The organism is Marinobacter litoralis, assembly GCF_016427555.1.
Classification (GTDB): Bacteria; Pseudomonadota; Gammaproteobacteria; order Pseudomonadales; family Oleiphilaceae; genus Marinobacter; species Marinobacter litoralis_A.
In genome coordinates this window covers 665,448-687,174 of record NZ_JAELVS010000001.1, presented here as the reverse complement: position 1 = coordinate 687,174, position 21,727 = coordinate 665,448, and the positions used below count along the sequence as shown (strand labels likewise).

Here is a 21,727-nt window from a genome sequence, read left to right as displayed (position 1 = left end):
GATCGCGCACTCACTTGGAGTGACAATTTTTGATCAGTGTATCGCCTAAATTGACGAATCGCTCATCGATTAGACAATTATGTGACAGCTCTCACTTACCAGGCGTGTTGGCGTTATACCGAATGCCTGTAATGACAACGTTTTTCCAGCCATCAGGTGTTTTCACTGATACTTCGTCGTCCAGGTGTTTTCCAATCAACGCTCTCGCCAACGGTGCATTGATACTCAAATAGCCTTTGGTGAGATCAAACTCGTCCGCCCCTACCAAACGATAGCTCTGTTCCTCGCCGTCTTCGTCCTCGACTGTTACCCAGGCGCCAAAATACACGCGGGTTTGGTCTTCCGGCAGCCGGTCTACCACGGTCACTTCATCCAGCCGTTTACTGAGAAAACGCACCCGGCGGTCAATCTCTCGCAACTGTTTTTTACCGTAGATGTATTCCGCATTTTCAGAACGATCACCTTGTGCGGCCGCTTCGCGCACGGCCTGGGTGACCTCGGGTCGCTTGATTTTCCACAAATACTGAAGCTCTTCTCGCAGCGCCTGCTCGCCCTCTGGAGTAATGTAACGGGGCGGATGTCCGGAAGATGTGGTTTTTACCATGGTACGTTTGCGCTCAACCTGACTGAAGAATGTGGGGGCATAAAAAAACCCCGTGAATCACGGGGTATAAGGCTAGCGCTGTGCTGGAGGAAGAAGCAACCTCATTGGGACGGCTTCTTCGTCTACATTATCTATTATGCAGACTGACCATTACCTCCCAGTGGCCACCTCATTACCTTTTGGCAAGAGCCGAATGGCCACCGCTCAGAGGGAAATTAGGTTGCACACTCTAGACACTACGGCTAATTTCCCCCTCACTACCCCTTACTCACCATTTTGTGGAGACACACCATGAACACTCAAAAGATTCTGAATCTGGCGCTGGAAGGCGTTGATAGTCTGGGTTTTAAACTGGAAGAACTGGGCATCACCAATAAGGTAAATCGCCACAATATTGCTGCCTTGATGATGGCGGAGCAGAAGCATCTGGAAGGTGAGTGGGACAGCCTGCAGGTGAAAGTTGATCACCGTCGTGCCCAGCTCGAAGCATTGACCAAGCAAGTCGAAGCGCGTGCTGAGGCGGTTTTCAGCCCGTTACTGGCGCAGGTAAACCGTTTCCGCGCCAGCCACTGAGGCGTTACGCCTGACTGTCTGCGGATGAGCGAGCCTCATCCGCGCCGTCGGGTTTGTGCTCAACCTGAGCGGCTTTGATACGTTTTCTGACTCCTGTGAACGCCGGCATTTTCACTGCCACCGTCAGCCCAGGCATTTCCGCATCGGGGTGGCTATCACTCAGCAGGATTTCTCCCTGGTGAATCTCTGCCACGGCGCTGACCAGACTCAAGCCCAAGCCATTGCCCGGCAATGAACGACTTTTGCCCACCCGGTAAAAGCGTTGAAACACCTGCTCTTTCTCATCATCCGGAATACCAATACCGGAATCCTGAACTTCGAAAATCGCATTGGCTCCCTCTTTACGAACCACCACCACGATGCCGCCATGCTCCGGCGTGTACTTGATCGCGTTGTCGATCAGATTACTGACCATCTGGAACAGCAGATCCCGGTCACCTTCAATCATCACCTTGGGTTCCATCACCTGCTTGAACTGCTGATCTTTGTCTTCGGCCAGCGCTTCGTAGAGTTCACAGGCATCGCCGACCAACTCATCCAGAGAAATCACTTTCATGTCGGCGGTATTGCCTCGGGTTTCCAGCCGCGCAATCCTCAGCAACGCGTTGAAGGTGGCCAGCAACTGATCCGCCTCACCCACAGCGCGTCCAACTTGCTCCCGGGCTTCGTCGTTATCCACAGAAATCAGGGTTCTTTCCAGTTGGTTGCGCAGGCGTGTGAGCGGAGTTCTCAAATCGTGGGCAATGCTGTCGGAAACGTGCCGGATACCTTCCATCAGATACACGATGCGGTCGAGCATCTGGTTCAGGTTTTCTGCCAGTTGGTCGAAGTCGTCTTCGGTACCGCGGGTGGGTATTCGCAACGAAAGATGGCCGTTCATGATACGGCGAGAGGTGTTGTTGATCACTTCAATACGACGGGTTGTGCTTCGGCTCATTAAAAAGCCGCCCAACAGCGCCAGCGCCAGGGTAATGCCCATGCCCCAGTTGATTGCGCCTTCGATCACACGCTTGAGGCTGGTCAGTTCATCAACATCGCGCCCCACCAACAACCGAAGACCGCCCTGCACATCAAAAATACGGGCACGAGCTAGCCGTTCCGGGCCTTTCCAGCCGACGCTGGAGTCCAGGGTAAAGTTGATCCAGCCGCTGTCCGTCGAGCGGCTACCTTCTGGCCAGGCATCAATGTTGCCTGCCAGTTTCAGCAAATCGTCGGTAGAAAGAAGGTAAACCGTTTTAGCGTTGGGGTCTCTTGCGACACGTTCCCGGATGATGGTTATCAGCCCGTTAACGCCCCGCCCCCGATACTGCTCCGCGAGGCCAGTGATTTCTGCCTCGATGGTTTCATCAGTCTGAGCGGTCATGAATCCAGCTGTACGCCAGTATATAAATGCCAGAAGCAAAAATACCGAGGTGGCAAACACCACCATATACAGCAGTGCCAGCTGGAAAGACGACGTTCTGAGCTGACTAAGCAGTTTCACGCAACATGTATCCCGCACCCCGGACCGTTTGCAGCAAGGGGGTGTCGAATTCCTTGTCGATTTTCGCGCGCAAGCGGCTGATGTGCACGTCGATCACGTTCGTCTGGGGGTCAAAGTGATAGTCCCAAACCTTCTCCAGCAGCATGGTGCGGGTGACCACCTGGCCGGCATTGCGCATCAAATATTCCAGCAACCGGAACTCACGGGGCTGGACATCAATGTTCTGGCCGGAACGCTTGACGGTTCGCGCAAGCAGATCCATCTCCAGATCAGCCACTTTCAATACCGTTTCGGTTTCGGCCGCCTGACGATTACGGCGAACCAGCGATTCGATGCGTGCCAGCAATTCAGTGAACGAGAAGGGCTTGGTCAGGTAATCATCACCGCCGCCCCGCAGGCCTTCAACGCGGTCATCCACATCACCCAGCGCGCTCAAAATCAGGACCGGAACCTGATTACCGGTGGCTCGCACTGTCTTGATGATGGAAAGGCCGTCCATGCCGGGCAGCATACGATCCACAATCATGATGTCGTATTCTTCACTCGCAGCCATCATCATGCCGTCTTTACCGTCGGCCGCATGATCTACTACGAAATCGGATTCCTTCAGCCCCTTTACCAGGTAACTTGCTACATCCTGATCGTCTTCGATTACCAGTGCCTTCACCGGTGAGCCCTCCTGATAGCGGATAACATTAACTCTAAGGTTACGAAGAACCGGCAGCCCGGGCCAGTTACGATCTTGTAAGAGGGTGTCGCGTCTGGCGACGGTCAGACACCGCCGCCCATCCACCCCAGGGATTGCACGGTCGCCGCAGAAGGCCGGTACTCGGCACTGACCCACCCCTCGTACCCCATCCTATCCAACGCCTCGAAAACATTCGAAAAGTTAATCTCTCCGGTGCCTGGCTCGTGCCGCCCAGGATTATCGGCAAATTGCACATGAGCAATCCACGGCAGCAGACACTCCATAGACCGGACCAAATCCCCTTCCATAATCTGCATGTGGTAGATGTCGTATTGCAACCGCACGTTATCGGCATCTACTTCTTCAATCAGCGCCATCACCTTGCCGGTGGTATCCAGCATAAAACCGGGCATATCCACTCTCGAGTTGATCGCCTCCAAACACAGGGTCAACCCGGCTTCTGAAAAACGCTCCGCGGCATACTGAACATTGGCCACCAACGTGCGCCAGGCTTCGTCTTCGCTCAGTGCTTCCGGCTTCAGCCCGGCCAGGCAATTCAACTGCTTGCAGCCCAACACCTTCGCGTAAGCAATACCCTGCTCAACCCCGGCGCGAAACTCATCAACCCGGTCCGGCAAACAAGCAATCCCGCGCTCACCCGCGTCCCAATTGCCGGGCGGCAGATTGAACAACACCTGAGTCAGCTCATTAGTCTTCAGTTCCGCCGCAATGACCTCCGCCGGCCACTCATAGGGGAACAAAAACTCCACACCATCAAAACCGGCAGCACGGGCCTTGGCAAACCGCTCCAGAAACGGCACCTCCGTGAACAGCATCGACAAATTGGCGGCAAAACGGGGCATAGCAATCTCCTGAAACTGAATCTTATTCCTTGGGCCCACGGCCCAGAGAACCCATCAACGTACCGTTCACATGCTCCAACTCAAGCAAAAGCCCACTGTGGTCCACCTCGCTTTGACCGTTCGCCACCAGCGACAGATACTCATTATGCACCTGCTGCGACAGCGGCAACGTCAGCCCTTCGGCACGAGCCTCATCCAGAATCATCCGCAAGTCCTTCAACTGAATCCGCGCCGGCGCACCCGGCGCAAAATCCCGATCAATCATCCGTTGACCATGCAACTCCAGAATCCGGCTCCCGGCAAACCCACCCATCAACGCCTCACGCACCGCTGCCGGATCCGCACCACCCTTGGCCGCCAACAGCAAAGCCTCAGACACCGCACCAATGGTAATCCCGACAATCGCCTGATTCGCCAGCTTAGCCAATTGCCCGGCCCCCACCGGCCCAATGCGAGTGCACTTTCCCAGCACCTCAAACACCGGCAGAGCCCGAGCCACATCCGCCTCGGCACCGCCCGCCATAATGCTCAACCGAGCCTCAGCCGCTCCCACCGTGCCGCCCGACACCGGCGCATCCAAATACCCCGCACCCTGCTCCGCCGCCAGTGCCCCATGGGCACGCGCCACCGACGGCTGCACCGAACTCATATCAATCAACAGCGCACCCGGCTTCAACGCCGTAATCGCGCCTTGCGACACCAACACATCATCCACCACCTGCCCGTTCTCAAGCATGGTGATAACCACATCCGCATCGGCAACCGCTTCAGCGGGTGACTTGGCGATCGTAGCTTCGCCAGCAAACGGCTCGCACTTACTCTGTGTGCGGTTCCACAACGTCATTGGATAACCCGCGTTCAGCAGGTTTCGGGTCATAGGCGCGCCCATCAGACCAATGCCAAGAAAAGCGATACGCGGAAGTGTTGTAGTCATTTTATGGAATCCCACTCAAAGGTCCGAGGAAGGGGTTGGGGCCGCCTTTCCAAAAATGTGCGCAGCCATGGATGGCGGAGCAGAAGCGCCACATGGATGTGCCGCAGGAGCGGTTTTTGGAAAGGCGGCCCCAACCCCTTCACCCCGGAGGCGTGAATTAATATAGGTATCAGGATTATACAAACAAAAACGCCACCAACCGCGAAACGGTGGTGGCGCTTTCATCAAACACTCAAAGCAAAAGGGCGACTAAGCCACTTCCGTCATCTGAGCCTTAATCTTCTTCATGGCATTCTTTTCCAACTGGCGAATACGCTCAGCGGAGACACCATACTTATCCGCCAATTCGTGCAACGTCGACTTACTATCCGTCAACCAGCGCTCGCGCAGAATATCCTGGCTGCGCTCATCCAACGCACTCAAGGCATGCATCAGACGACCATTGGAGTCTTCCGACCAATTCGAATTCTCAAGCTGCACCGCCGGATCAGAACGACGATCTTCAAGATAATGCGCCGGTGCCTGATAAACCGCATCGTCATCATCGTCCATCGGACCATCAAACGACGCATCACGAGAAGCCAAACGGCCTTCCATCTCGCGAACCACTTTGGGCTCCACACCCAAATCTGCAGCCACCGCGTTCAGCTCATCGTGATTCAACCACGCCAGCTTCTTCTTCTGGCTGCGCAGATTAAAGAACAGCTTACGTTGTGCCTTGGTGGTCGCCACTTTCACAATGCGCCAGTTACGCAAAATGAACTCGTGAATCTCAGCCTTGATCCAGTGCACGGCAAACGACACCAAGCGCACACCGTATTCCGGATTAAAGCGCTTAACGGCTTTCATCAAGCCGACGTTGCCTTCCTGAATCAAATCCGCCTGAGCCAGACCGTAGCCCGAATAACTGCGAGCAATATGAACCACGAACCGAAGGTGCGAAAGCACCAATTGACGGGCCGCTTCTACATCACCCTCGTAATGCAGCCGTTCCGCCAAATCCCGCTCTTCCTCTACGGTAAGAACAGGTATGCGACTTGCCGCCTGAATATAGGATTCTAGATTCGCGCCCGGAACCAGTCTGTCAGCCAGCTGTAAACTCGTACCCATGCATTAACCTCCGAACCTGACGGACCTAAAATATAACAACAAACTGCAAGACCGCCAAGATCTCAATAAGTTCCCGAGAATCCCAGTAAAACGTTCATTATCAACAACCTGGAAAACTCACCTTGCCTGTCTGAAACGCTACCCTAATCACTCCAAACTACGCCAGATCAAGCTCTAAATTCAATACGGTATTCCCGTGATCCGCGTCACCCACCAGCAATCTCGCCCGGCTCTATGTCGTCGAGATGACGCTTCACGGCCACCCAGGCGCCCAACCAGCCTAACAGCATTGCGATGATAATCAATGCTGCCGCGCCCTCGAAGCCCAGCCCTTGCAAAGCGAACTCGCTGCGATATAACCCGGCCAAGCGTTCGACAGGTCCATTTAGCCACCACAGCGAAGCCTGAATCAATAGCCAGGCAACCAGACCGCCGCCTACGCCAAACCAGGCGCCCGTATACAGAAACGGCCTGCGCACGAATGCGTCGGTGCCGCCGACCAGTTTCGCCACCAAAATCTCATCGCGGCGATTCTCGATTGCCAAACGTACGGTGTTACCGATCACCAGGATCACTGCCGCACCCAACAATAGCGACAAAGCCCACACGGCTCGCGCCAGAATATCGGTCATCGCATTCAAACGCTGCAACCAACCCAGATCAACCTGCACCTGATCGACCCGTCCCATACCTTCAATAAAATCCACCAGTGCCTGAACACTCGCCGCTGTGCGCGCGCTTTCCTCGGGCGTAATCAGCAAAGTATGGGGCAACGGGTTATCACCGAGAAAATCCAGCGCATCACCCAAACCAGAGGCCGCCCGAAATTCGGCCAACGCCTGATCCCGCTCCACCAGCTCGACCGACCCTATCCGGCCGTCACTGTCGATGTCCCGAGCCAGCTCGCGCGCCTGCTCTACGGAGGTATCCAAACTCAAATACGCCGTGATCCGTGCACTGCTTTCCCAACCGGCACTCACACTCTGCAAACTGGTGAGCAACAACAGCAAGGCAACCGGCAAAGCCAGTGCCACTCCCATCACGGTCCATGTCATCAAACTGGCAACCGGCGTTTTCAGCAAACGCTGGGCCGATGCCCTCGCTACCTTGCGATGATGATCCAGATAACTTCTGGCCTGGTTATTAATCGGAGATTTCGAACGGGCGGCGGCACCACGGGGGTTGTCCGGTTTTTGCTGCGGATCAACGGCCATGCACACCTCCTCCAACCGGAGCGCTGCCGCCTGCGATCAGCTCACCGTGGTCCAGCGTCAGTCGGCGACGGCCCATTTGATTGATCAAGGCAATGTCGTGCGTGGCAATCAACACGGTGACACCCACCTGACTGAATTCGGTAAACAACTGCATGATGTCCGCCGACAATTGCGGGTCCAGGTTACCGGTAGGCTCATCCGCCAGCAGAACCGGTGGTTTGTTAACAACAGCCCGGGCAATACCGACTCGCTGCTGCTCACCACCAGAAAGCTGCATAGGATTCATCTTTTCTTTACTCAGCAGCCCCACCTTATCCAGGGCCGCCCTCACCCGACGACCGATATCTCTGGGCGCCACGCCCATGACCTCAAGAGGCATCGCCACGTTGTCGAACACGGTGCGGTCGAACAACAGCTGGTGATTCTGAAAAACCACACCGATGTGGCGGCGAATGTAAGGGATCTGTCGTTTCGGCAGGCTGTTCAGGCGCTGACCGCCTACCACCACCTCACCGGCGGTCGGCCGCTCCATCACCATAATCAGCTTCAGCAAGGTACTCTTACCCGCACCGGAATGGCCGGTAAGAAACGCCAGCTCACCCCGCCCCAGATGAAAGTTCACCTGGCGCAGAGCAGTGTGATCGGAGTCGTAGCGCTTGGTTACCTGACGAAACTCAATCATCTGGGCTTAGGCTCCCGGGCCTGGGTATCAGTCGTCAAACAGTGCGCCGACGAAGGTTTCTGCATCGAACGTGCGCAAATCTTCCGCCTGCTCACCCACACCGATGTAACGAATGGGCAGCTGCAGCTGACGTGCGATGGCAAATACGATACCGCCTTTCGCAGTGCCGTCCAGTTTCGTCAATGTAATGCCGGAGACACCAACCGCCTGCTGGAACACCTGGGCCTGGCTCAAGGCGTTCTGGCCAGTACCGGCATCGAGCACCAACATCACTTCGTGAGGCGCTGACTCATCCAGTTTTTTCATGACCCGAACAACCTTGCTCAGCTCGTTCATCAGGTTGTCTTTGTTCTGCAGGCGCCCCGCCGTATCGGCAATCAGAATGTCTGTACCGCGGGCTTTTGCCGATTCGATGGCATCGAAGATCACCGACGCGCTGTCGGCTCCGGTATGCTGGGCGATCACCGGCACGTCGTTACGCTCACCCCAAACTTGCAATTGCTCCACCGCAGCCGCCCGGAAGGTATCGCCGGCGGCCAACATGACAGACTTGCCTTCGCTCTGGAACTTGCGGGTCAGCTTGCCAATGGTGGTGGTTTTGCCCACACCATTAACACCCACCACCAGAATGACATAAGGCGTTTTACCGGAGTCAATTTCCAGTGGTTTGGTGACATCTTTCAGCAATCCGTGCAACTCTTCCCGAAGCGCTTTACGCAGAGCTTCGCCGTCTTTGAGCTGATTGCGCTCCAGTTTTTCCGTCAATGATTCGATGATTTCCGATGTGGCCGTGACACCCACATCCGCCATCAACAAGGACGTTTCGATTTCTTCCAGTAAGTCCTCGTCAATTTTCTTACCGACGGAGAACAGATCAGCAAGGCCGCCGGTCAGGCTGGCGCGCGTTTTCCCAAGACCTTTCTTGATGCGCTCAAAGACACTGATCTCTGGCTCTGGCTCTGGCTCTGGCTCTGGCTCTGGCTCTGGCTCTGGCTCTGGCTCTGGCTGAGATTTTACTTCCGGCGCCGGAGCGACATCAGGCTCCACAACCGCAGGCTCTTCTGCCGGCGCTTCCGGGGCAATGTCTGCGGCCGGTTCAGCTGGCTTTTCCTCTGCTTCGGATAGGGGTGCCGGACCTTTGGCGATCTCTGGCTTGCGCTGCGGGACCGGCTTCGGGCGCGGAATCCGCTTACGATTGCCGGCAACATCCAGCACGAAGAAAAGAACAAGAAGGGCCAACAGGCCAATTGAAATCCACTCTGCCGTCATAGTCTTACCATCTGTCTGAAAATGGGCGCGCGAAAGAAAGCGCACATTCTAGCAGACTGCCGGCGCTAAGTGATGGGGCGCAGCATTATCGCTTGGTTCCGGCTTTCCGGTACTATTACCGGCCAATTCACACGTCTTCCAGTTCGCGGAGCAGATCATGGCGAAACGCAAACCAGCCCCCCGAAAACCAGGTTCTGGCGCACCCAAAAGCGCTGACCAAGGCGGCAATGGCGAGCTGAGAATCATCGGCGGCGACTGGCGCAGCCGCAAGCTGCGTTTCCCGGGTGTGGGCGGCGTGCGCCCGAGCCCGGCCCGCATTCGGGAAACCCTGTTCAACTGGCTGAATTACCACGTGGCCGGAAGCGACTGCCTGGACCTGTTTGCCGGTTCCGGTGCGCTGGGCCTCGAAGCTCTGTCTCGCGGCGCCGAGCAAGCGACACTGGTGGACCATACCCCTGCACTGGCAAAATCTCTGCGGGACAACCTTCGACTTTTAAAATCGGACAAAGGCGCGGTGATCTGCCAGGACGTTGAGCAGTTTCTGCGACATCGCCAGCAACCCCCGTTCGACATCGTGTTTATGGACCCGCCGTTCCGCCAGGGCTGGCTCGACAAACTGTTCCCGCTGCTGGATTCGGAGCAATGGTTAAAGCCCGGAGGCTGGGTGTACGTAGAGCACGAAAGTGAGCTGCGCACCCCGCCAACCCCGAAAAGCTGGGAATTGCACCGCCAGAAAACTGCGGGACAGGTCACCTATAGCCTGTACCAGGTAACCACCGAGACGGTTCCGGAATAAAACTGGCTAACAACCCGTCGGTGTTCAACGAAAAAAGCCCGAATGACTAGGTCACTCGGGCTTTTTAAATGCAGCGGCTAATCAGCTCACCGGGCGCAGCGAATAGGCTCGCAGGTGCGCTGAAAATTCTTCCAGGTACCGAATGCCACTGGCTTCGGCATCCTTGCACCATTCCATCAAGGCCTGCAGCTTTTCCTGAGGCTTCAGGCCACGCTGACGCCAAAGCAGTTGCAGCTCCTGATGCTTTTCATAGATCTGACGCAGAATGTCATTGCGCTCCAGAACTGTCTCCAGGTGCGCCTTTTCACGCGGTTTGATGAGCGCTTCTTCCCGGTGCAACAAGCGTTTCAGTTTGCGGTACATCGGACGAATTTCCTCGTCCATCAATGACCGCTGCTGACGCAACACCGGCTTCATGACCCGCTTTCGGTACTGGCGCATGATGTCGAAACGGTTATTGGCAATGGCCTGTACAGTTTCTACATCCATGTCCAGCTTGCCGGGCACTCGGTGCGCAATCGGGCGATAACCTTTCGGCTTGGCCAGACCAAACAGCTGGAACAGACGAATGTAGCCCCAACCAATATCCACTTCGAACCAACGGCGAGACAGCTTCGCCGAATTCGGGTAGGTGTGGTGATTGTTATGCAGCTCTTCACCGCCGATCAAAATACCGATCGGTGAAAGGTTATGGGCATTATCGGCACATTCGTAGTTACGATAACCCAGATAATGACCCAGACCATTCACCACACCTGCGGCCCAAATCGGGATCCACATCATCTGCAACGCCCAGATCCAGATACCGTTGACACCAAACAGCGCCAGATTGATCACCGCCATCAGCGTGATGCCCAAAAATTTGTGCGGGGTATACACCTTGCGCTCAATCCAGTCTTCCGGCGTACGTTGGCCATACCGCTGCAGAATCTCGGGCGTTGCAGACGCCGCGTACAGCTCTGCGCCCTCAAACAGCACCTTACGAACACCGAGAACAACCGGACTATGGGGGTCTTCTTCGGTTTCACACTTGGCGTGGTGTTTGCGATGAATGGCCGTCCATTCTTTGGTGTTCTGAGCGGTGGTGAGCCACAACCAGAAGCGGAAAAAGTGTTTCAGAACCGGATGCAAATCCAGAGCGTTATGAGCCGAATGCCGATGCAGATACAGCGTTACACTGACGATTGTGATGTGAGTCATCACCAGAGCAGCCGCAATCAACTGCCAGACAGAAAGGTCTAAAAGACCATTAAACCACATAAAATTTCCTCAAAAATCAATCTACTTCGACCTACGGCACGAGAGCACTACTGCGGGCATTCGAAGGGAATTATTCGACCCACACTTTAGCGTACAGCTGTACGCCAGAACAACCATATTTGGTGGACTTTTTGTTACCGTTTACACTTATTCGTTTCGCGAACGGCAAACGGCGGAGGCTCAGTGCCCGAATTACCTGAAGTTGAAACCACACGGCAAGGCATTGCGCCCCACTGCGAAAGCCAAACCATAAACCAGGTTCTTGTTCATAACGGAAAACTCCGTTGGCCGGTTCCGGACAACCTGCCCGCCGTGCTGCAGAATCAAACCATCCGTGCAGTCGATCGACGCGCTAAATACCTGTTTCTTCACCTTGATGCAGGCTCGGTCATCATTCATCTGGGCATGTCGGGAAGCTTGCGGGTCATTACAGACAACAGTCCCGCGATGAAACACGATCACGTCGAGCTTTTTCTTGGCAACGGTCGGATTCTTCGTTTTAACGACCCCCGTCGATTTGGCTGCTGGCTTTGGAGTGAAGATTATCGCAGCCACCCTTTGATCCGGGATCTTGGTCCCGAACCCTTGTCGCAGGACTTCAATGGAGCCGCGCTGTTCAGGCTCTCACGTGGCAAACAAACACCGGTGAAGTCGTTTATCATGGACAACCATGTCGTGGTCGGCGTGGGCAACATCTATGCTAACGAAGCCCTCTATAAAGCGGGCATTCACCCTAAACGGAAAGCCGGCCGTATCAGTCTGGACCGCTATCACAAACTGGCGGAAGCCATAAAGGAAACGCTCAGTGCCGCCATACTGATGGGCGGCACCACGCTTCGGGATTTCGTCAACAGCGATGGCAAACCGGGGTACTTTGCCCAGTCTTTGCTGGTTTACGGCCGTGCGGGGGAAGCCTGCCCGGAATGCCAGGCCACCCTGAAAGAAATCCGCATGAACAACCGCTCAACCGTCTACTGCCCCCGGTGTCAGCGCTAACCGTGTGCGGCATGGGTAAATAAGCCCGCTTTTTGACCAGAAAGCGTTTGAAATTGCGGCAATATGATTCATAGTTAACAGAGATTTCATGACCGTGCGCTATACTTATCGCTTACATCACTGAAATGCGCACAACGTTTTCGGGCTAGAAGTTCCGGTTATGCCGGGCGATTCGTTCAGGAGAGATTAGCCATGATTCGCAAGTTTTCCCGCACACTGGTAGCCACTGTCGCCGCCTGCCTTCTCGCGTTTTCATCCATGGGCCACGCCCGTGCAATCGATGAAAGCCCTTCAGCCCTCGCGATGACGACCGACGCGGTGCTTTTGCGCCCGGCACTGCTGGCCACCACCATTGTCGGCACTGCGGTTTATCTGGTGTCTTTGCCGTTTTCGGCTCTGGGTGGCAACGCTGGTGAGGCCGGTGAGGTGCTGGTCGTGGGCCCTGCCAAGGCGACGTTTGTACGCTGTCTGGGCTGCACCCGCAGCGGCCGCAAGCAAGACGCAGTCTCGCAATCTGACGACTGAGCACGCCGTTCTCTCCGTATAATTCCGGCTTGCCAGTGGCCGGATTCTAAGGCAGCCTGAAGCAGAATTCTTCAGGCTGCTTTTTTATGGTTGATTGGTCATCACTCGACACCGTGTTTCTGGACATGGACGGAACACTGCTGGATCTGCATTTCGACTCCCACTTTTGGCTGGAACACCTGCCCAAACGCTATGCCGAGCAGTTCGATCTGCACCCACAGGAAACCAAAGACCAGCTGTTCCGCATGATCATGGCTGAGCGCGGCACACTGAACTGGTACTGCACCGACTATTGGAGCGAGCGGCTATCCGTAGACATTACCCGGCTGAAAGCGGAAGTTGGCGACCGGATCGGCTACCGCCCGCACGTTCAAGACTTTCTCGGTAGTCTTCGCAAGGCCGGACTGCATTCAGTGATCGTTACCAACTGCCACCCCGACCCTCTGGCCCTGAAACTCCAGCGAACCGGTCTGGACCGACACGTGGATATGATCATCTCCAGCCACGAACTGGGTAAGCCCAAAGAGGACCGGGAGTTCTGGAACGACCTGTCCGGGCGAGTGGGTTATCAACGTGAGCGCACATTGATGGTCGATGACAGCTTTCCTGTGCTGGAGAGTGCGCACGAAGCCGGTATTGGCCAGTGTCTGGCCATTCTGTCACCCGACAGTACCCAAGCTCCAAACCCTCATCACCCTGATATTCCGGGCATTTGTCATTTCGATGAAATTTTGCCGTCTCTGCAGGCTCGCGGGACACTGCCATCGGCCTGACGAGGCCGTTATAATTCGAGAGATGATTGCCCGGAGCGCTCATCAGGTAAAGAGATATGAAGGCGACAAATACTGAAGATCAAAAGGTACGACTCGACAAATGGTTGTGGGCCGCCCGATTCTATAAAACCCGCTCTCTGGCGAAAGAAGCCATAGAAGGTGGCAAAGTCCATTACAACAGTCAGCGAACCAAACCGGGCAAAATCGTCGAATCTGGCGCCAAGGTCACCCTTCGGCAGGGCTGGCAGGAAAAAATCGTCATCATAGATGGCATCAGCGACCGTCGCCGCGGAGCGCCGGAAGCGCAGAAGCTGTACCACGAGACCGAAGAAAGCGCCAAAAAACGGGAAGAAATGGCCTGGCAACGGAAAACCATGCAGGCAGCGCAATTACCGCCCGCGCGCCGGCCCAGCAAAAAAGATCGCCGGAAAATTCAACGATTTCGGGAAGAGAACGATCTGTAATCCACCACTGCAGACTCGAACGCGCGACATCAGCCTAGAGAATGCTCGGCCCCACGTGGGCGATGACAACCAATTGACCAATATTTTCAGGAGACACCATGGCATCCCGAGACCAGTTCCAGCGTTTTATCTTTGAGCACAGCCAGGTTCGGGGTGCCTGGGTGCAGCTGGGCGACAGCTACAACGAGATCACCGGGCAAGCCCCGTACCCGGACGCCATCCGCGACTTACTTGGCGAAACACTGGTGGCCAGTGTTTTGTTGAGCAGCACGCTCAAATTTGAAGGCACCGTTGCCTTGCAAGCCGCTGGTGAAGGAGCCCTGCGCACCCTGATGGCGGAGTGCAGCCACGACCGCAACATACGCGGTCTGGCCCGCTTCGACGAACAGGCCATGACCGGCGGCACCCTCAATGAAATGCTGGGCGGCGGTCGCATGGCGATCACCATCACGCCAGACAAGGGCCAGCGTTACCAGGGTGTGGTTCCGCGGGAAGCCGAAACTCTTTCGGGCTGCCTGGAAGAGTATTTCGAGCGCTCCGAGCAGCTGGCCACCAGCCTGTTTCTGTTTGCCAACGAAGGTACGGCGGCGGGGCTGCTGCTTCAGCGCCTGCCCGGGCATACCGAAGAAGACGACGAGCTGTGGAGCCGGGTAAACCATCTCGCCAGTACCGTTAAGGCGGAAGAGCTGCTCGAACTGGACAGCGAAACCCTGCTGCACCGTTTGTTCAACGAAGAAACCGTGCGCCTGTTCGACCCGGAACCGGTGGCGTTTCGCTGCAATTGCTCCCGGGAACGCACCCTCGGCGCTCTGGAATCGATAGGCAAAGAAGAGTGCTACAGCATCCTGGAAGAGCAAGGCAGCATCGAGATGGACTGTCAGTTCTGCCACGCGAACTATCGCTTCGATCGAAACGATATTGACCATCTTTTCACCGGTCATACATTACACTGACACCCGACCAAATTATCCGGAAGCCGCGCCAGACGCGGCCTCCGGAGCAGTCGTTTTTTACCGGCGTCTCTGGCATAATAGCGCGCCTGAATTGACCCGATTGTTCAGAATTCCGCCAACTTCCTGAGGCGGGCTGGACAGTCACTAAGACATCCCGAGGGCGAGGTCGAAGTGAGCAACACTTATACTGATCTGAATACAGCACGGCTGGTCGAGCTAGCACTGGCAAGGAACGAAGGCCAACTGGCAGCGAACGGTTCTCTAGTGGTCACCACCGGTGAACGCACCGGCCGGTCTCCGATGGACCGTTTCATTGTTCAGGAGCCCAGCACGGCTGACGATATTCACTGGGGCCCGATTAACCGCCCCTTTGATGCCGACAAGTTCGACGCCCTCTGGGATCGCGTTGAAGCCTACATTGCCGAAAAAGACCAATTCGTTTCAAACGTTCACGTAGGCTCAGACCCTGAGCATTACCTGGCCGTGAAAATGACCACCGAAACGGCCTGGCAGAACCTGTTCGGCCGCAACCTGTTCATTCGCCCGGAAGCCTACAACCCGGCCGACAAGCAGGAATGGCAAATCCTCAACGCCGCTAACTTCCAGTGCGTTCCCGAGCGGGACGGCACCAACTCCGATGGCTGCGTGATTATTAACTTTGCCAAGCGCAAGGTTCTGCTGGCAGGCATGCGCTACGCCGGCGAGATGAAAAAAGCCATGTTCTCTGTCCAGAACTTCCTGCTGCCAGAGAAAGACGTACTGCCAATGCACTGTTCTGCCAACGTCAGCGAAAACGGCGACACCTGCCTGTTCTTCGGCCTGTCTGGCACCGGTAAAACCACCCTATCTGCTGATCCGCACCGCTTCCTGATCGGTGACGACGAGCACGGTTGGGGCCCGGGTACTGTGTTCAACATCGAAGGCGGATGCTACGCCAAGTGCATCGATTTGAGCCAGAAAAACGAGCCGATCATCTGGGATGCCATCCGCTTCGGCGCGATCGTCGAGAACGTGATGATCGACCAGGATACTCGCGAGCCGGATTACACCGACGTTTCCCTGACCGAAAACTCTCGCTGTGCCTACCCGCTTGAGCACGTTGAGAAGCGCGTTCTGGAAAACCGTGCCGGTGAGCCGTCGCACATCATCTTCCTGACCTGCGATATGACCGGCGTTTTGCCTCCGGTGTCTATCCTGAGCCGTGAAGCAGCGGCCTACCACTTCCTGAGCGGCTACACCGCACTGGTTGGCTCCACCGAGATGGGTTCTTCGTCCAAACTGAAGTCCACCTTCTCGACCTGCTTCGGCGCACCGTTCTTCCCGCGTCCGGCGGGTGTTTACGCTGAACTGCTGATGAAGCGCATCGATGAGTTCGGTAGCAAGGTATTCCTGGTCAACACTGGCTGGACCGGCGGTCCGTTCGGCGAAGGTAAGCGCTTCAGTATCCCGACGACTCGCGCCATTATTGCTGCGATTCAGAACGGCGATCTGGACGACGTGGAAACCGAGCATCTGGACGCGCTGAACCTGGACGTGCCCAAGCACATCCCGGGCGTAGACAGCGAGCTGCTGAACCCGCGCAACACCTGGACCAGCCCGGAATATTACGACGGCAAGGCCCAGGAGCTGATTGGTCAGTTCGTTGAGAACTTCAAGAAGTTCGACGTGGCGGATGCCATTGTTGAGGCGGGCCCGAAACTCAACTGAGTTTCAACCCGTTAAAAAAAAGCGCCCTGCGAAAGCACGGCGCTTTTTTTGTGGCTCGTTGGCGTTTAACGGGCGTAGAATAGCAAGGGTACAAACGCCACCAGCACCAGCGAAATACCCATCGCAATCAATGGCATAATGATACGTTCATGACGCTGATAGAAGGTGCCCTCTTCCGCTTGGGCCGCCAGCACCTCGGCTTCCCCGACGACTTGCCGGGTCAGCAGATGGTTCAGCGCCACCGGCGGGCTCAGGTACCCCAATTCAAAGGCAACCAGCGTCACCATCCAGAAGTGCACCGGGTGAATACCGCTGGAGTAGGCAATGGTTGCGACCGTCGCCGTCACCAGGATCACCGCGCCAAAGGCGTCCATGATCATTCCCAGAATGACAAGGATGACCACCATCAACAGCATCGCTGACCAGGCACTGTCAAAGGCCTGGGGAAAGGCTTCCATAATGTGGGAGCGTTCGATCACGCCACCGATACTCACCGACAGCCCCAGCAACAACAGCAAGGCGCCGATTTCCGCCGTGGTGTCATTGGTGGCATTGCGAACGCTTGGCTCCAGCCCCTGATGGGCGTTTTCGCCGGACGCCATCGCCCTCTCGCGCTTTCGGCTCACGTGCTCGTACAGCAATATCGACAACATGATCACCGGCAGCAGCCGCGGCGCAGAAAACTCGTCCATTTTCACATCGAGCGCAAAACGGTACAGCAACACCACCGACACAATCACCAGCACATAGGGAAGCAATGGCCGAAGGGCCCGGATGCTGGCAGGCAAAGCTTCTGAACCGGGCGCGAGATTGAACTCGCTCTGGCGGTTAATGGTGGTCGCGACGACGCCAAACAACGTGGCAGTCAGCACGAACACCCAAATACCCCAACCGAACAGCTCATCAGTGGTGACCTCGCGGTTCAGATAAGCAATCACCACCACCAGCAAACACGGCCGTAGCACCACCCCCAGCGAACCTGACATGGCGGTAGCGGCCAACGCCAGATGACGTCGCGCACCCGCGGCACGCAATTCGCTGTAGATGACGGCACCAGCCGCGATCACGAAAATACCGGAAGCGCCGGTGTAAGCCGTCGGAATGGCGGCCACCAACACCGCAACCACCGCCAGCATCTCCGGTGGCATGCGCCATGGCCGGAACACATCAAACACCAATTTAGCCAGCCTGGTCTGTTTGAGCATCATGCCCACCCAAACGTACAGACCGACATTCAGGAACATGTCTGCCAACTCGACCATCTTGCCCAGATAGATACCAATGCCGGACGAATGGCCAATCAAGGCAAAATAGGTGCCCGAGATCAAACACATCACGGTATACAACGGCACGGCCATAAAGGCTTTGCTCGGGCTACCGCCGGGCTCGAGGCCATCAGGCACCCGAACAAGGCGATACAGACTGGCGAGGGTCAGGCAGGCAAAACCGGCGATCCAGAAGTTGTGAAGGAGCATTTCTTCACTGGAAAGTGCGGTGCTACTGGTAAGAGTAGATTGCCGAAAAATGACGCTGGAGCCGAGCAGCATCGCGTTGGCAATGGTTTGCAGGGTCATGGAAACCGTATAATCCAGTCGAGTTTCCATCGCGCGCATGGCGATGTGGTGACGGGTCAGCGTGGCAGTAACCGCACACAACATCACTAAAATAATCAGAACATAGCGCTGTGCTGCCAGCCCGAACGCTATCAGGTCCGCCACGAACAGCTCAACGGCCCGGTAAGCCTTCACATCCGGTGTGAGCTTGTCCTGCAACTCTGCGAAACTGGTGTGCGCCGCCTGGCAATCCGCGGCAGCACGCTCTATCGCCAGCCGGACTTCAGCGGGGTCTTTCTCAAAATCCCCGAGTAATGCAGCCATGGGGTCGTCAGCCGGCGGCGCTTCGGCCATCTCCTTGGCCACAGCCGCATCCACATCCTGCACCACCTCACATTGCGGTTTTACCGGATCCATCCGCAGCTTGTAATAGCCACTCCAAAGCTGCTCGCCACCGCGGAGCATCTGGTTGTGGATATCACTGCTGGTAGAGAAAAGAACAACAGCAAGCAACAGCAGACAAGCTGGCAGCGACGAAAACCACTCCAGCCCACTACGTTTCATTCGGCCCTGAATCATGACAATCCACTCTGGAAAAGGACGGATTTACAGCAGATCGTCGAGATCCATGGTTTCAACGGGCGCTCTCTGATCATCCCAGAACGAGCCGAATCGGCCGATCGGCGTCCGGTGCCCGGTGTTTTCCATCCACAACCTGTCAGAGATGGTCACCAGCATGTTTTTGGCCATAGCATCAATAAAACGCCAGTCTTCGCTAACTTCAACCGTATCCTCTGACTCGGCGAAATCACGAATGATAGCCTTCACAAGCCCAGTGTCGTTCTTGTTGGTGGCGGCGATGGCGTGGAACACATGGCCAAGGCGAACGCCGGCTTGCTTGCCCTGCTCCTGAGCTGCGGCCAAGCGCTCGAAAGCATCTTCACCCTGCGGCTGAGTGCCCGGAATCATGGCCCATACGGTGGCTCTCAGACCCATTGGCGCGCCCCACCATTTATTGTTGTCCAGACACTGGCTGGCACGCCCTACCACCGAGCCGGTGTTGAACGGCACGCCAATGGAGGAAGCCGCCTGAATCTGCGCACTCAGAGCCTGCATACCCGACAACAACCCAGCCATGTAGATAAACTCGTCGGCCTGGTCGTCAAAGCTCGGGCATTCGCCGCCGTCCGGATTACCGTAATGGGCGTTGTGATGCTTCCAACCCTGGAAATACCGCTTGGCTGCGACCGTGTAGGCGCGCTTTTTCTGAATAAAGGCATCTTCAGCCCCGAGGCCGTCATTGGCATACAGTCTGGCCATGCCTTCCAGCTCGTGGCCGGTCGCCCTTTCTTCAGCACAGCCTCCGGCGGACAGGTACAGCATCACGGCAATCTGATCCGGCTCACTGGTTACACGACCGAACGACATCAACAACGGTGCGGTGGCTTCACTCATGGCACACCCCATCGCCAGGTCGTCTGATTGCATCAGATACGGCACGGTGTGATTACGGGAAAATCCTTTCATCACATCACCGGTGGTTTTGTAAACCATGTGGTTGACCACCCCACAGCCGCTTAACGCGACACTGGCTGCAACCGCCGCCACGAAACCGCGCAACCGCGCACCTGAAGCCATCTTTTTCCGGAAAACTGTCATATCAACTACATCCTTTTATTCTTATGCGTATTCGCAGACCACTGACGCTCGGGTTTGCACATTTGTGCCAAACCCACTATAGATTGCATACGCTGCCCGCCTGCGCTTGGCAGCTCAAACAAAGACAAAAACCAAAACAAAAGACAGGAGTACCTAATGCGCAAACCTGAACTCTCCGCTGCCATCGCCGACCAGACCGGGCTAAGCCGGGAAAAAGCCAGCGAGGTGATCAACGCGGTGACCGATCAGATTACCGCGGCAGCCGCCCGGGGCGACGACATCAGTCTCATCGGTTTTGGAACCTTTTCGGTTCGAAAACGGGAAGCTCGCAATGGCAGAAACCCGCAAACCGGTGCAACCATCCAGATCGCCGCCAGCAAGACCGTCGGTTTCAAACCCGGCAAAGCCCTGAAAGACGCCGTCAATTGATTTGGTGATAGCCCGCCGATGCGGGCTGTCTCTTCCCTCTACCTCAGGACGCACACTCCGATCTGGCGCCATCTACCCGACAGCGTATCGCCTTCATCAGTTTGATCGCGCGCTCGTCGTAAACACCGTCCTCAAGCAGCGACATACGAACCTGACGCAGCATTTTGTCGTATTCGGCCGTGTCTTCGCGGGGCAGATTCACCCAAACGTTATCGGGAATGCTGGCTTCCGCCTCGGCAATAATCTGGTAAGCCTCGTCGATACGCTTGATGGACTCGTCACGCACCATCTGGCCCGCATCTTCCGGAAAGCGCTCGGTGTTGATAATCACCTGAAAGTTCATGTAACCCAGCGCGTATTTGAACACCCCGCCCTGATCGCCAATACCTTTGTAGAGTTCGAGAGGCTGGTATGCCACCGCAGGCGCATAAGCAAAATCGACACTGCCGTTGTTGAACTTACCGGCAAAATTGGCGGAGTTAGAGCCGACAACCGACGCGCCCACGTGTCGAACCATGCGCACCGACGCCTTGTCGTAGTCCAGGGTGGCCACCCGCTTACCCTGCAGCTTTTCAACCGTATCCAGAGTCCGGTCGCGGGCATGCAGATACACCGCACCACCGGGGAATACGCCGGCCACTTCGTAGGGGCCTTCAACCAGGAACGGGCGTGCCTTGGGCTGGCTCAGGGTGTTGAACAGCAAACGCATTTCCTGCTCGCCCGGAATCGCCCCCATGGCTTCAAGGGTCCCGGTAAACTTGTTGAATTCCCGCGCTCGGGTTCCGGTTAGCAAGACCGCATCACACTGGCCGGCCTTGAAATCTTCAGCCGCCACTTTTTCATCGGTGTAAGCACGCAAATCAAGCTTGATGCCTCGCTGCAGAGCCACCGGCTGAAATTCTTTGGTGATCGAAAAGAGCGGACCATTGGCACCGACTGGGTCAAAAACACAGAAAGAGCGTTCAATGATGTCCGTCTGGGCGTGCGCAGACAGTGGCGTGATGAAGCTGGCGCAGAGCGCGGCCGCCGCGGCAACACGGCGAGTGAATCGAATGGGTTTCACGGGATGACTCCTGATTATTATTGTCTAAAGCACGATCTGGTTTGGCACCAGTAACTCATTCGCTTTAACGGCGTATGTTAGTTCGAAGGGATCTAGGATACGTTGGCTGAGGTGACTGTTCGCAAGGCT

At 56.1% G+C, this 21,727-nt stretch carries 22 protein-coding genes; 9 read left to right on the top strand and 13 right to left on the bottom strand.

Going from position 1 to position 21,727, the window contains the following annotated elements; all coding sequences use genetic code 11:
* Nucleotides 1-91 precede the first annotated feature (91 nt).
* Nucleotides 92-604: a transcription elongation factor GreB gene (gene greB / locus JAO79_RS03105; RefSeq protein ID WP_199005681.1), complete on the bottom strand. Its 513-nt coding sequence runs from the start codon at nt 602-604 to the stop codon at nt 92-94.
* Between the two features lie 291 nt (nt 605-895).
* On the opposite strand from greB, the gene JAO79_RS03100 reads away from it, so the two are divergent.
* Complete coding sequence (locus tag JAO79_RS03100) at nt 896-1,177, top strand: hypothetical protein (protein ID WP_199005680.1); 282 nt, start codon at nt 896-898, stop codon at nt 1,175-1,177.
* Between the two features lie 4 nt (nt 1,178-1,181).
* Here the strand turns inward: JAO79_RS03100 and JAO79_RS03095 are convergent, their stop codons facing one another.
* The 8 genes from JAO79_RS03095 to ftsY all read right to left on the bottom strand — a co-directional run bounded on the left by JAO79_RS03095 (nt 1,182) and on the right by ftsY (nt 9,420).
* Nucleotides 1,182-2,660: an ATP-binding protein gene (locus JAO79_RS03095; protein ID WP_199005679.1), complete on the bottom strand. Its 1,479-nt coding sequence runs from the start codon at nt 2,658-2,660 to the stop codon at nt 1,182-1,184.
* Nucleotides 2,647-3,327, bottom strand: a complete 681-nt coding sequence (locus JAO79_RS03090) for a response regulator transcription factor (protein WP_133007660.1) — start codon at nt 3,325-3,327, stop codon at nt 2,647-2,649. The genes JAO79_RS03095 and JAO79_RS03090 overlap by 14 nt, the downstream gene beginning before the upstream one ends.
* A 104-nt stretch (nt 3,328-3,431) precedes the next feature.
* Nucleotides 3,432-4,211, bottom strand: a complete 780-nt coding sequence (gene hyi, locus JAO79_RS03085) for a hydroxypyruvate isomerase (RefSeq protein WP_199005678.1) — start codon at nt 4,209-4,211, stop codon at nt 3,432-3,434.
* Between the two features lie 22 nt (nt 4,212-4,233).
* Complete coding sequence (locus tag JAO79_RS03080) at nt 4,234-5,145, bottom strand: NAD(P)-dependent oxidoreductase (protein WP_199005677.1); 912 nt, start codon at nt 5,143-5,145, stop codon at nt 4,234-4,236.
* Between the two features lie 249 nt (nt 5,146-5,394).
* Complete coding sequence (gene rpoH / locus JAO79_RS03075; RefSeq protein WP_199005676.1) at nt 5,395-6,255, bottom strand: RNA polymerase sigma factor RpoH; 861 nt, start codon at nt 6,253-6,255, stop codon at nt 5,395-5,397.
* Between the two features lie 206 nt (nt 6,256-6,461).
* Complete coding sequence (gene ftsX / locus JAO79_RS03070; RefSeq protein ID WP_199005675.1) at nt 6,462-7,469, bottom strand: permease-like cell division protein FtsX; 1,008 nt, start codon at nt 7,467-7,469, stop codon at nt 6,462-6,464.
* The gene (ftsE, locus tag JAO79_RS03065; protein WP_199005674.1) at nt 7,459-8,151 is read right to left on the bottom strand and encodes a cell division ATP-binding protein FtsE; all 693 of its coding nucleotides are present in this window, start codon (nt 8,149-8,151) and stop codon (nt 7,459-7,461) included. The genes ftsX and ftsE overlap by 11 nt, the downstream gene beginning before the upstream one ends.
* A 27-nt stretch (nt 8,152-8,178) precedes the next feature.
* Nucleotides 8,179-9,420 carry a signal recognition particle-docking protein FtsY gene (gene ftsY / locus JAO79_RS03060; protein ID WP_199005673.1) on the bottom strand — a complete coding sequence of 414 codons (1,242 nt, stop codon included), beginning with the start codon at nt 9,418-9,420 and terminating at the stop codon, nt 8,179-8,181.
* Nucleotides 9,421-9,577: 157 nt separating this feature from the next.
* Between ftsY and rsmD the strand changes: the two genes are divergently transcribed.
* On the top strand, nt 9,578-10,216 hold the full coding sequence (gene rsmD, locus JAO79_RS03055) for a 16S rRNA (guanine(966)-N(2))-methyltransferase RsmD (RefSeq protein ID WP_199005672.1): 639 nt from the start codon (nt 9,578-9,580) through the stop codon (nt 10,214-10,216).
* Between the two features lie 81 nt (nt 10,217-10,297).
* On the opposite strand, the gene JAO79_RS03050 is transcribed toward rsmD, so the two are convergent.
* On the bottom strand, nt 10,298-11,476 hold the full coding sequence (locus JAO79_RS03050) for a fatty acid desaturase (RefSeq protein ID WP_199005671.1): 1,179 nt from the start codon (nt 11,474-11,476) through the stop codon (nt 10,298-10,300).
* A gap of 183 nt (nt 11,477-11,659) precedes the next feature.
* Here JAO79_RS03050 and mutM point away from each other — a divergent pair, with 183 nt between their 5' ends.
* The 6 genes from mutM (at nt 11,660) to JAO79_RS03020 (ending at nt 16,894) form a co-directional block, all read left to right on the top strand.
* The gene (gene mutM, locus JAO79_RS03045; RefSeq protein ID WP_199005670.1) at nt 11,660-12,472 is read left to right on the top strand and encodes a bifunctional DNA-formamidopyrimidine glycosylase/DNA-(apurinic or apyrimidinic site) lyase; all 813 of its coding nucleotides are present in this window, start codon (nt 11,660-11,662) and stop codon (nt 12,470-12,472) included.
* Between the two features lie 192 nt (nt 12,473-12,664).
* Entirely contained in the window at nt 12,665-12,997 is a 333-nt protein-coding gene (locus tag JAO79_RS03040; RefSeq protein ID WP_199005669.1) for a hypothetical protein, read from the top strand.
* An 86-nt stretch (nt 12,998-13,083) separates the two neighbouring features.
* Nucleotides 13,084-13,770, top strand: a complete 687-nt coding sequence (gene yrfG, locus JAO79_RS03035) for a GMP/IMP nucleotidase (RefSeq protein WP_199005668.1) — start codon at nt 13,084-13,086, stop codon at nt 13,768-13,770.
* A gap of 56 nt (nt 13,771-13,826) precedes the next feature.
* Complete coding sequence (hslR, locus tag JAO79_RS03030; RefSeq protein ID WP_199005667.1) at nt 13,827-14,234, top strand: ribosome-associated heat shock protein Hsp15; 408 nt, start codon at nt 13,827-13,829, stop codon at nt 14,232-14,234.
* A 98-nt stretch (nt 14,235-14,332) separates the two neighbouring features.
* The gene (gene hslO / locus JAO79_RS03025) at nt 14,333-15,187 is read left to right on the top strand and encodes an Hsp33 family molecular chaperone HslO (protein WP_199005666.1); all 855 of its coding nucleotides are present in this window, start codon (nt 14,333-14,335) and stop codon (nt 15,185-15,187) included.
* A 171-nt stretch (nt 15,188-15,358) separates the two neighbouring features.
* Nucleotides 15,359-16,894 (top strand): phosphoenolpyruvate carboxykinase, encoded by a 1,536-nt coding sequence (locus tag JAO79_RS03020; protein WP_199005665.1) that lies wholly within the window; start codon nt 15,359-15,361, stop codon nt 16,892-16,894.
* Between the two features lie 65 nt (nt 16,895-16,959).
* Here the strand turns inward: JAO79_RS03020 and JAO79_RS03015 are convergent, their stop codons facing one another.
* Nucleotides 16,960-19,026 carry a TRAP transporter large permease subunit gene (locus JAO79_RS03015; RefSeq protein ID WP_199005664.1) on the bottom strand — a complete coding sequence of 689 codons (2,067 nt, stop codon included), beginning with the start codon at nt 19,024-19,026 and terminating at the stop codon, nt 16,960-16,962.
* Nucleotides 19,027-19,053: 27 nt separating this feature from the next.
* A complete protein-coding gene (locus JAO79_RS03010; protein WP_199005663.1) occupies nt 19,054-20,106 on the bottom strand; it encodes a hypothetical protein in 1,053 nt (350 codons plus the stop codon).
* A 156-nt stretch (nt 20,107-20,262) separates the two neighbouring features.
* On the opposite strand from JAO79_RS03010, the gene JAO79_RS03005 reads away from it, so the two are divergent.
* Nucleotides 20,263-20,535, top strand: coding sequence for an HU family DNA-binding protein (locus tag JAO79_RS03005; RefSeq protein ID WP_199005662.1), 273 nt, complete (start codon nt 20,263-20,265; stop codon nt 20,533-20,535).
* A 43-nt stretch (nt 20,536-20,578) separates the two neighbouring features.
* Here JAO79_RS03005 and JAO79_RS03000 read toward each other — a convergent pair whose 3' ends face one another.
* Nucleotides 20,579-21,598: a putative solute-binding protein gene (locus tag JAO79_RS03000; RefSeq protein ID WP_199005661.1), complete on the bottom strand. Its 1,020-nt coding sequence runs from the start codon at nt 21,596-21,598 to the stop codon at nt 20,579-20,581.
* Nucleotides 21,599-21,727 lie beyond the last annotated feature (129 nt).

Excerpts from the sequence above, each read along its gene's own strand:
- hslR (WP_199005667.1), top strand. The coding sequence starts at position 13,827 with ATGAAGGCGACAAATACTGAAGATCAAAAGGTACGACTCGACAAATGG.
- JAO79_RS03005 (WP_199005662.1), top strand. The coding sequence starts at position 20,263 with ATGCGCAAACCTGAACTCTCCGCTGCCATCGCCGACCAGACCGGGCTA.
- JAO79_RS03050 (WP_199005671.1), bottom strand. The coding sequence starts at position 11,476 with ATGTGGTTTAATGGTCTTTTAGACCTTTCTGTCTGGCAGTTGATTGCG.
- ftsY (WP_199005673.1), bottom strand. The coding sequence starts at position 9,420 with ATGACGGCAGAGTGGATTTCAATTGGCCTGTTGGCCCTTCTTGTTCTT.
- JAO79_RS03040 (WP_199005669.1), top strand. The coding sequence starts at position 12,665 with ATGATTCGCAAGTTTTCCCGCACACTGGTAGCCACTGTCGCCGCCTGC.
- yrfG (WP_199005668.1), top strand. The coding sequence starts at position 13,084 with ATGGTTGATTGGTCATCACTCGACACCGTGTTTCTGGACATGGACGGA.
- hslO (WP_199005666.1), top strand. The coding sequence starts at position 14,333 with ATGGCATCCCGAGACCAGTTCCAGCGTTTTATCTTTGAGCACAGCCAG.
- JAO79_RS03100 (WP_199005680.1), top strand. The coding sequence starts at position 896 with ATGAACACTCAAAAGATTCTGAATCTGGCGCTGGAAGGCGTTGATAGT.
- JAO79_RS03010 (WP_199005663.1), bottom strand. The coding sequence starts at position 20,106 with ATGACAGTTTTCCGGAAAAAGATGGCTTCAGGTGCGCGGTTGCGCGGT.
- rpoH (WP_199005676.1), bottom strand. The coding sequence starts at position 6,255 with ATGGGTACGAGTTTACAGCTGGCTGACAGACTGGTTCCGGGCGCGAAT.
- greB (WP_199005681.1), bottom strand. The coding sequence starts at position 604 with ATGGTAAAAACCACATCTTCCGGACATCCGCCCCGTTACATTACTCCA.
- rsmD (WP_199005672.1), top strand. The coding sequence starts at position 9,578 with ATGGCGAAACGCAAACCAGCCCCCCGAAAACCAGGTTCTGGCGCACCC.
- JAO79_RS03015 (WP_199005664.1), bottom strand. The coding sequence starts at position 19,026 with ATGATTCAGGGCCGAATGAAACGTAGTGGGCTGGAGTGGTTTTCGTCG.
- hyi (WP_199005678.1), bottom strand. The coding sequence starts at position 4,211 with ATGCCCCGTTTTGCCGCCAATTTGTCGATGCTGTTCACGGAGGTGCCG.
- JAO79_RS03080 (WP_199005677.1), bottom strand. The coding sequence starts at position 5,145 with ATGACTACAACACTTCCGCGTATCGCTTTTCTTGGCATTGGTCTGATG.
- ftsE (WP_199005674.1), bottom strand. The coding sequence starts at position 8,151 with ATGATTGAGTTTCGTCAGGTAACCAAGCGCTACGACTCCGATCACACT.
- ftsX (WP_199005675.1), bottom strand. The coding sequence starts at position 7,469 with ATGGCCGTTGATCCGCAGCAAAAACCGGACAACCCCCGTGGTGCCGCC.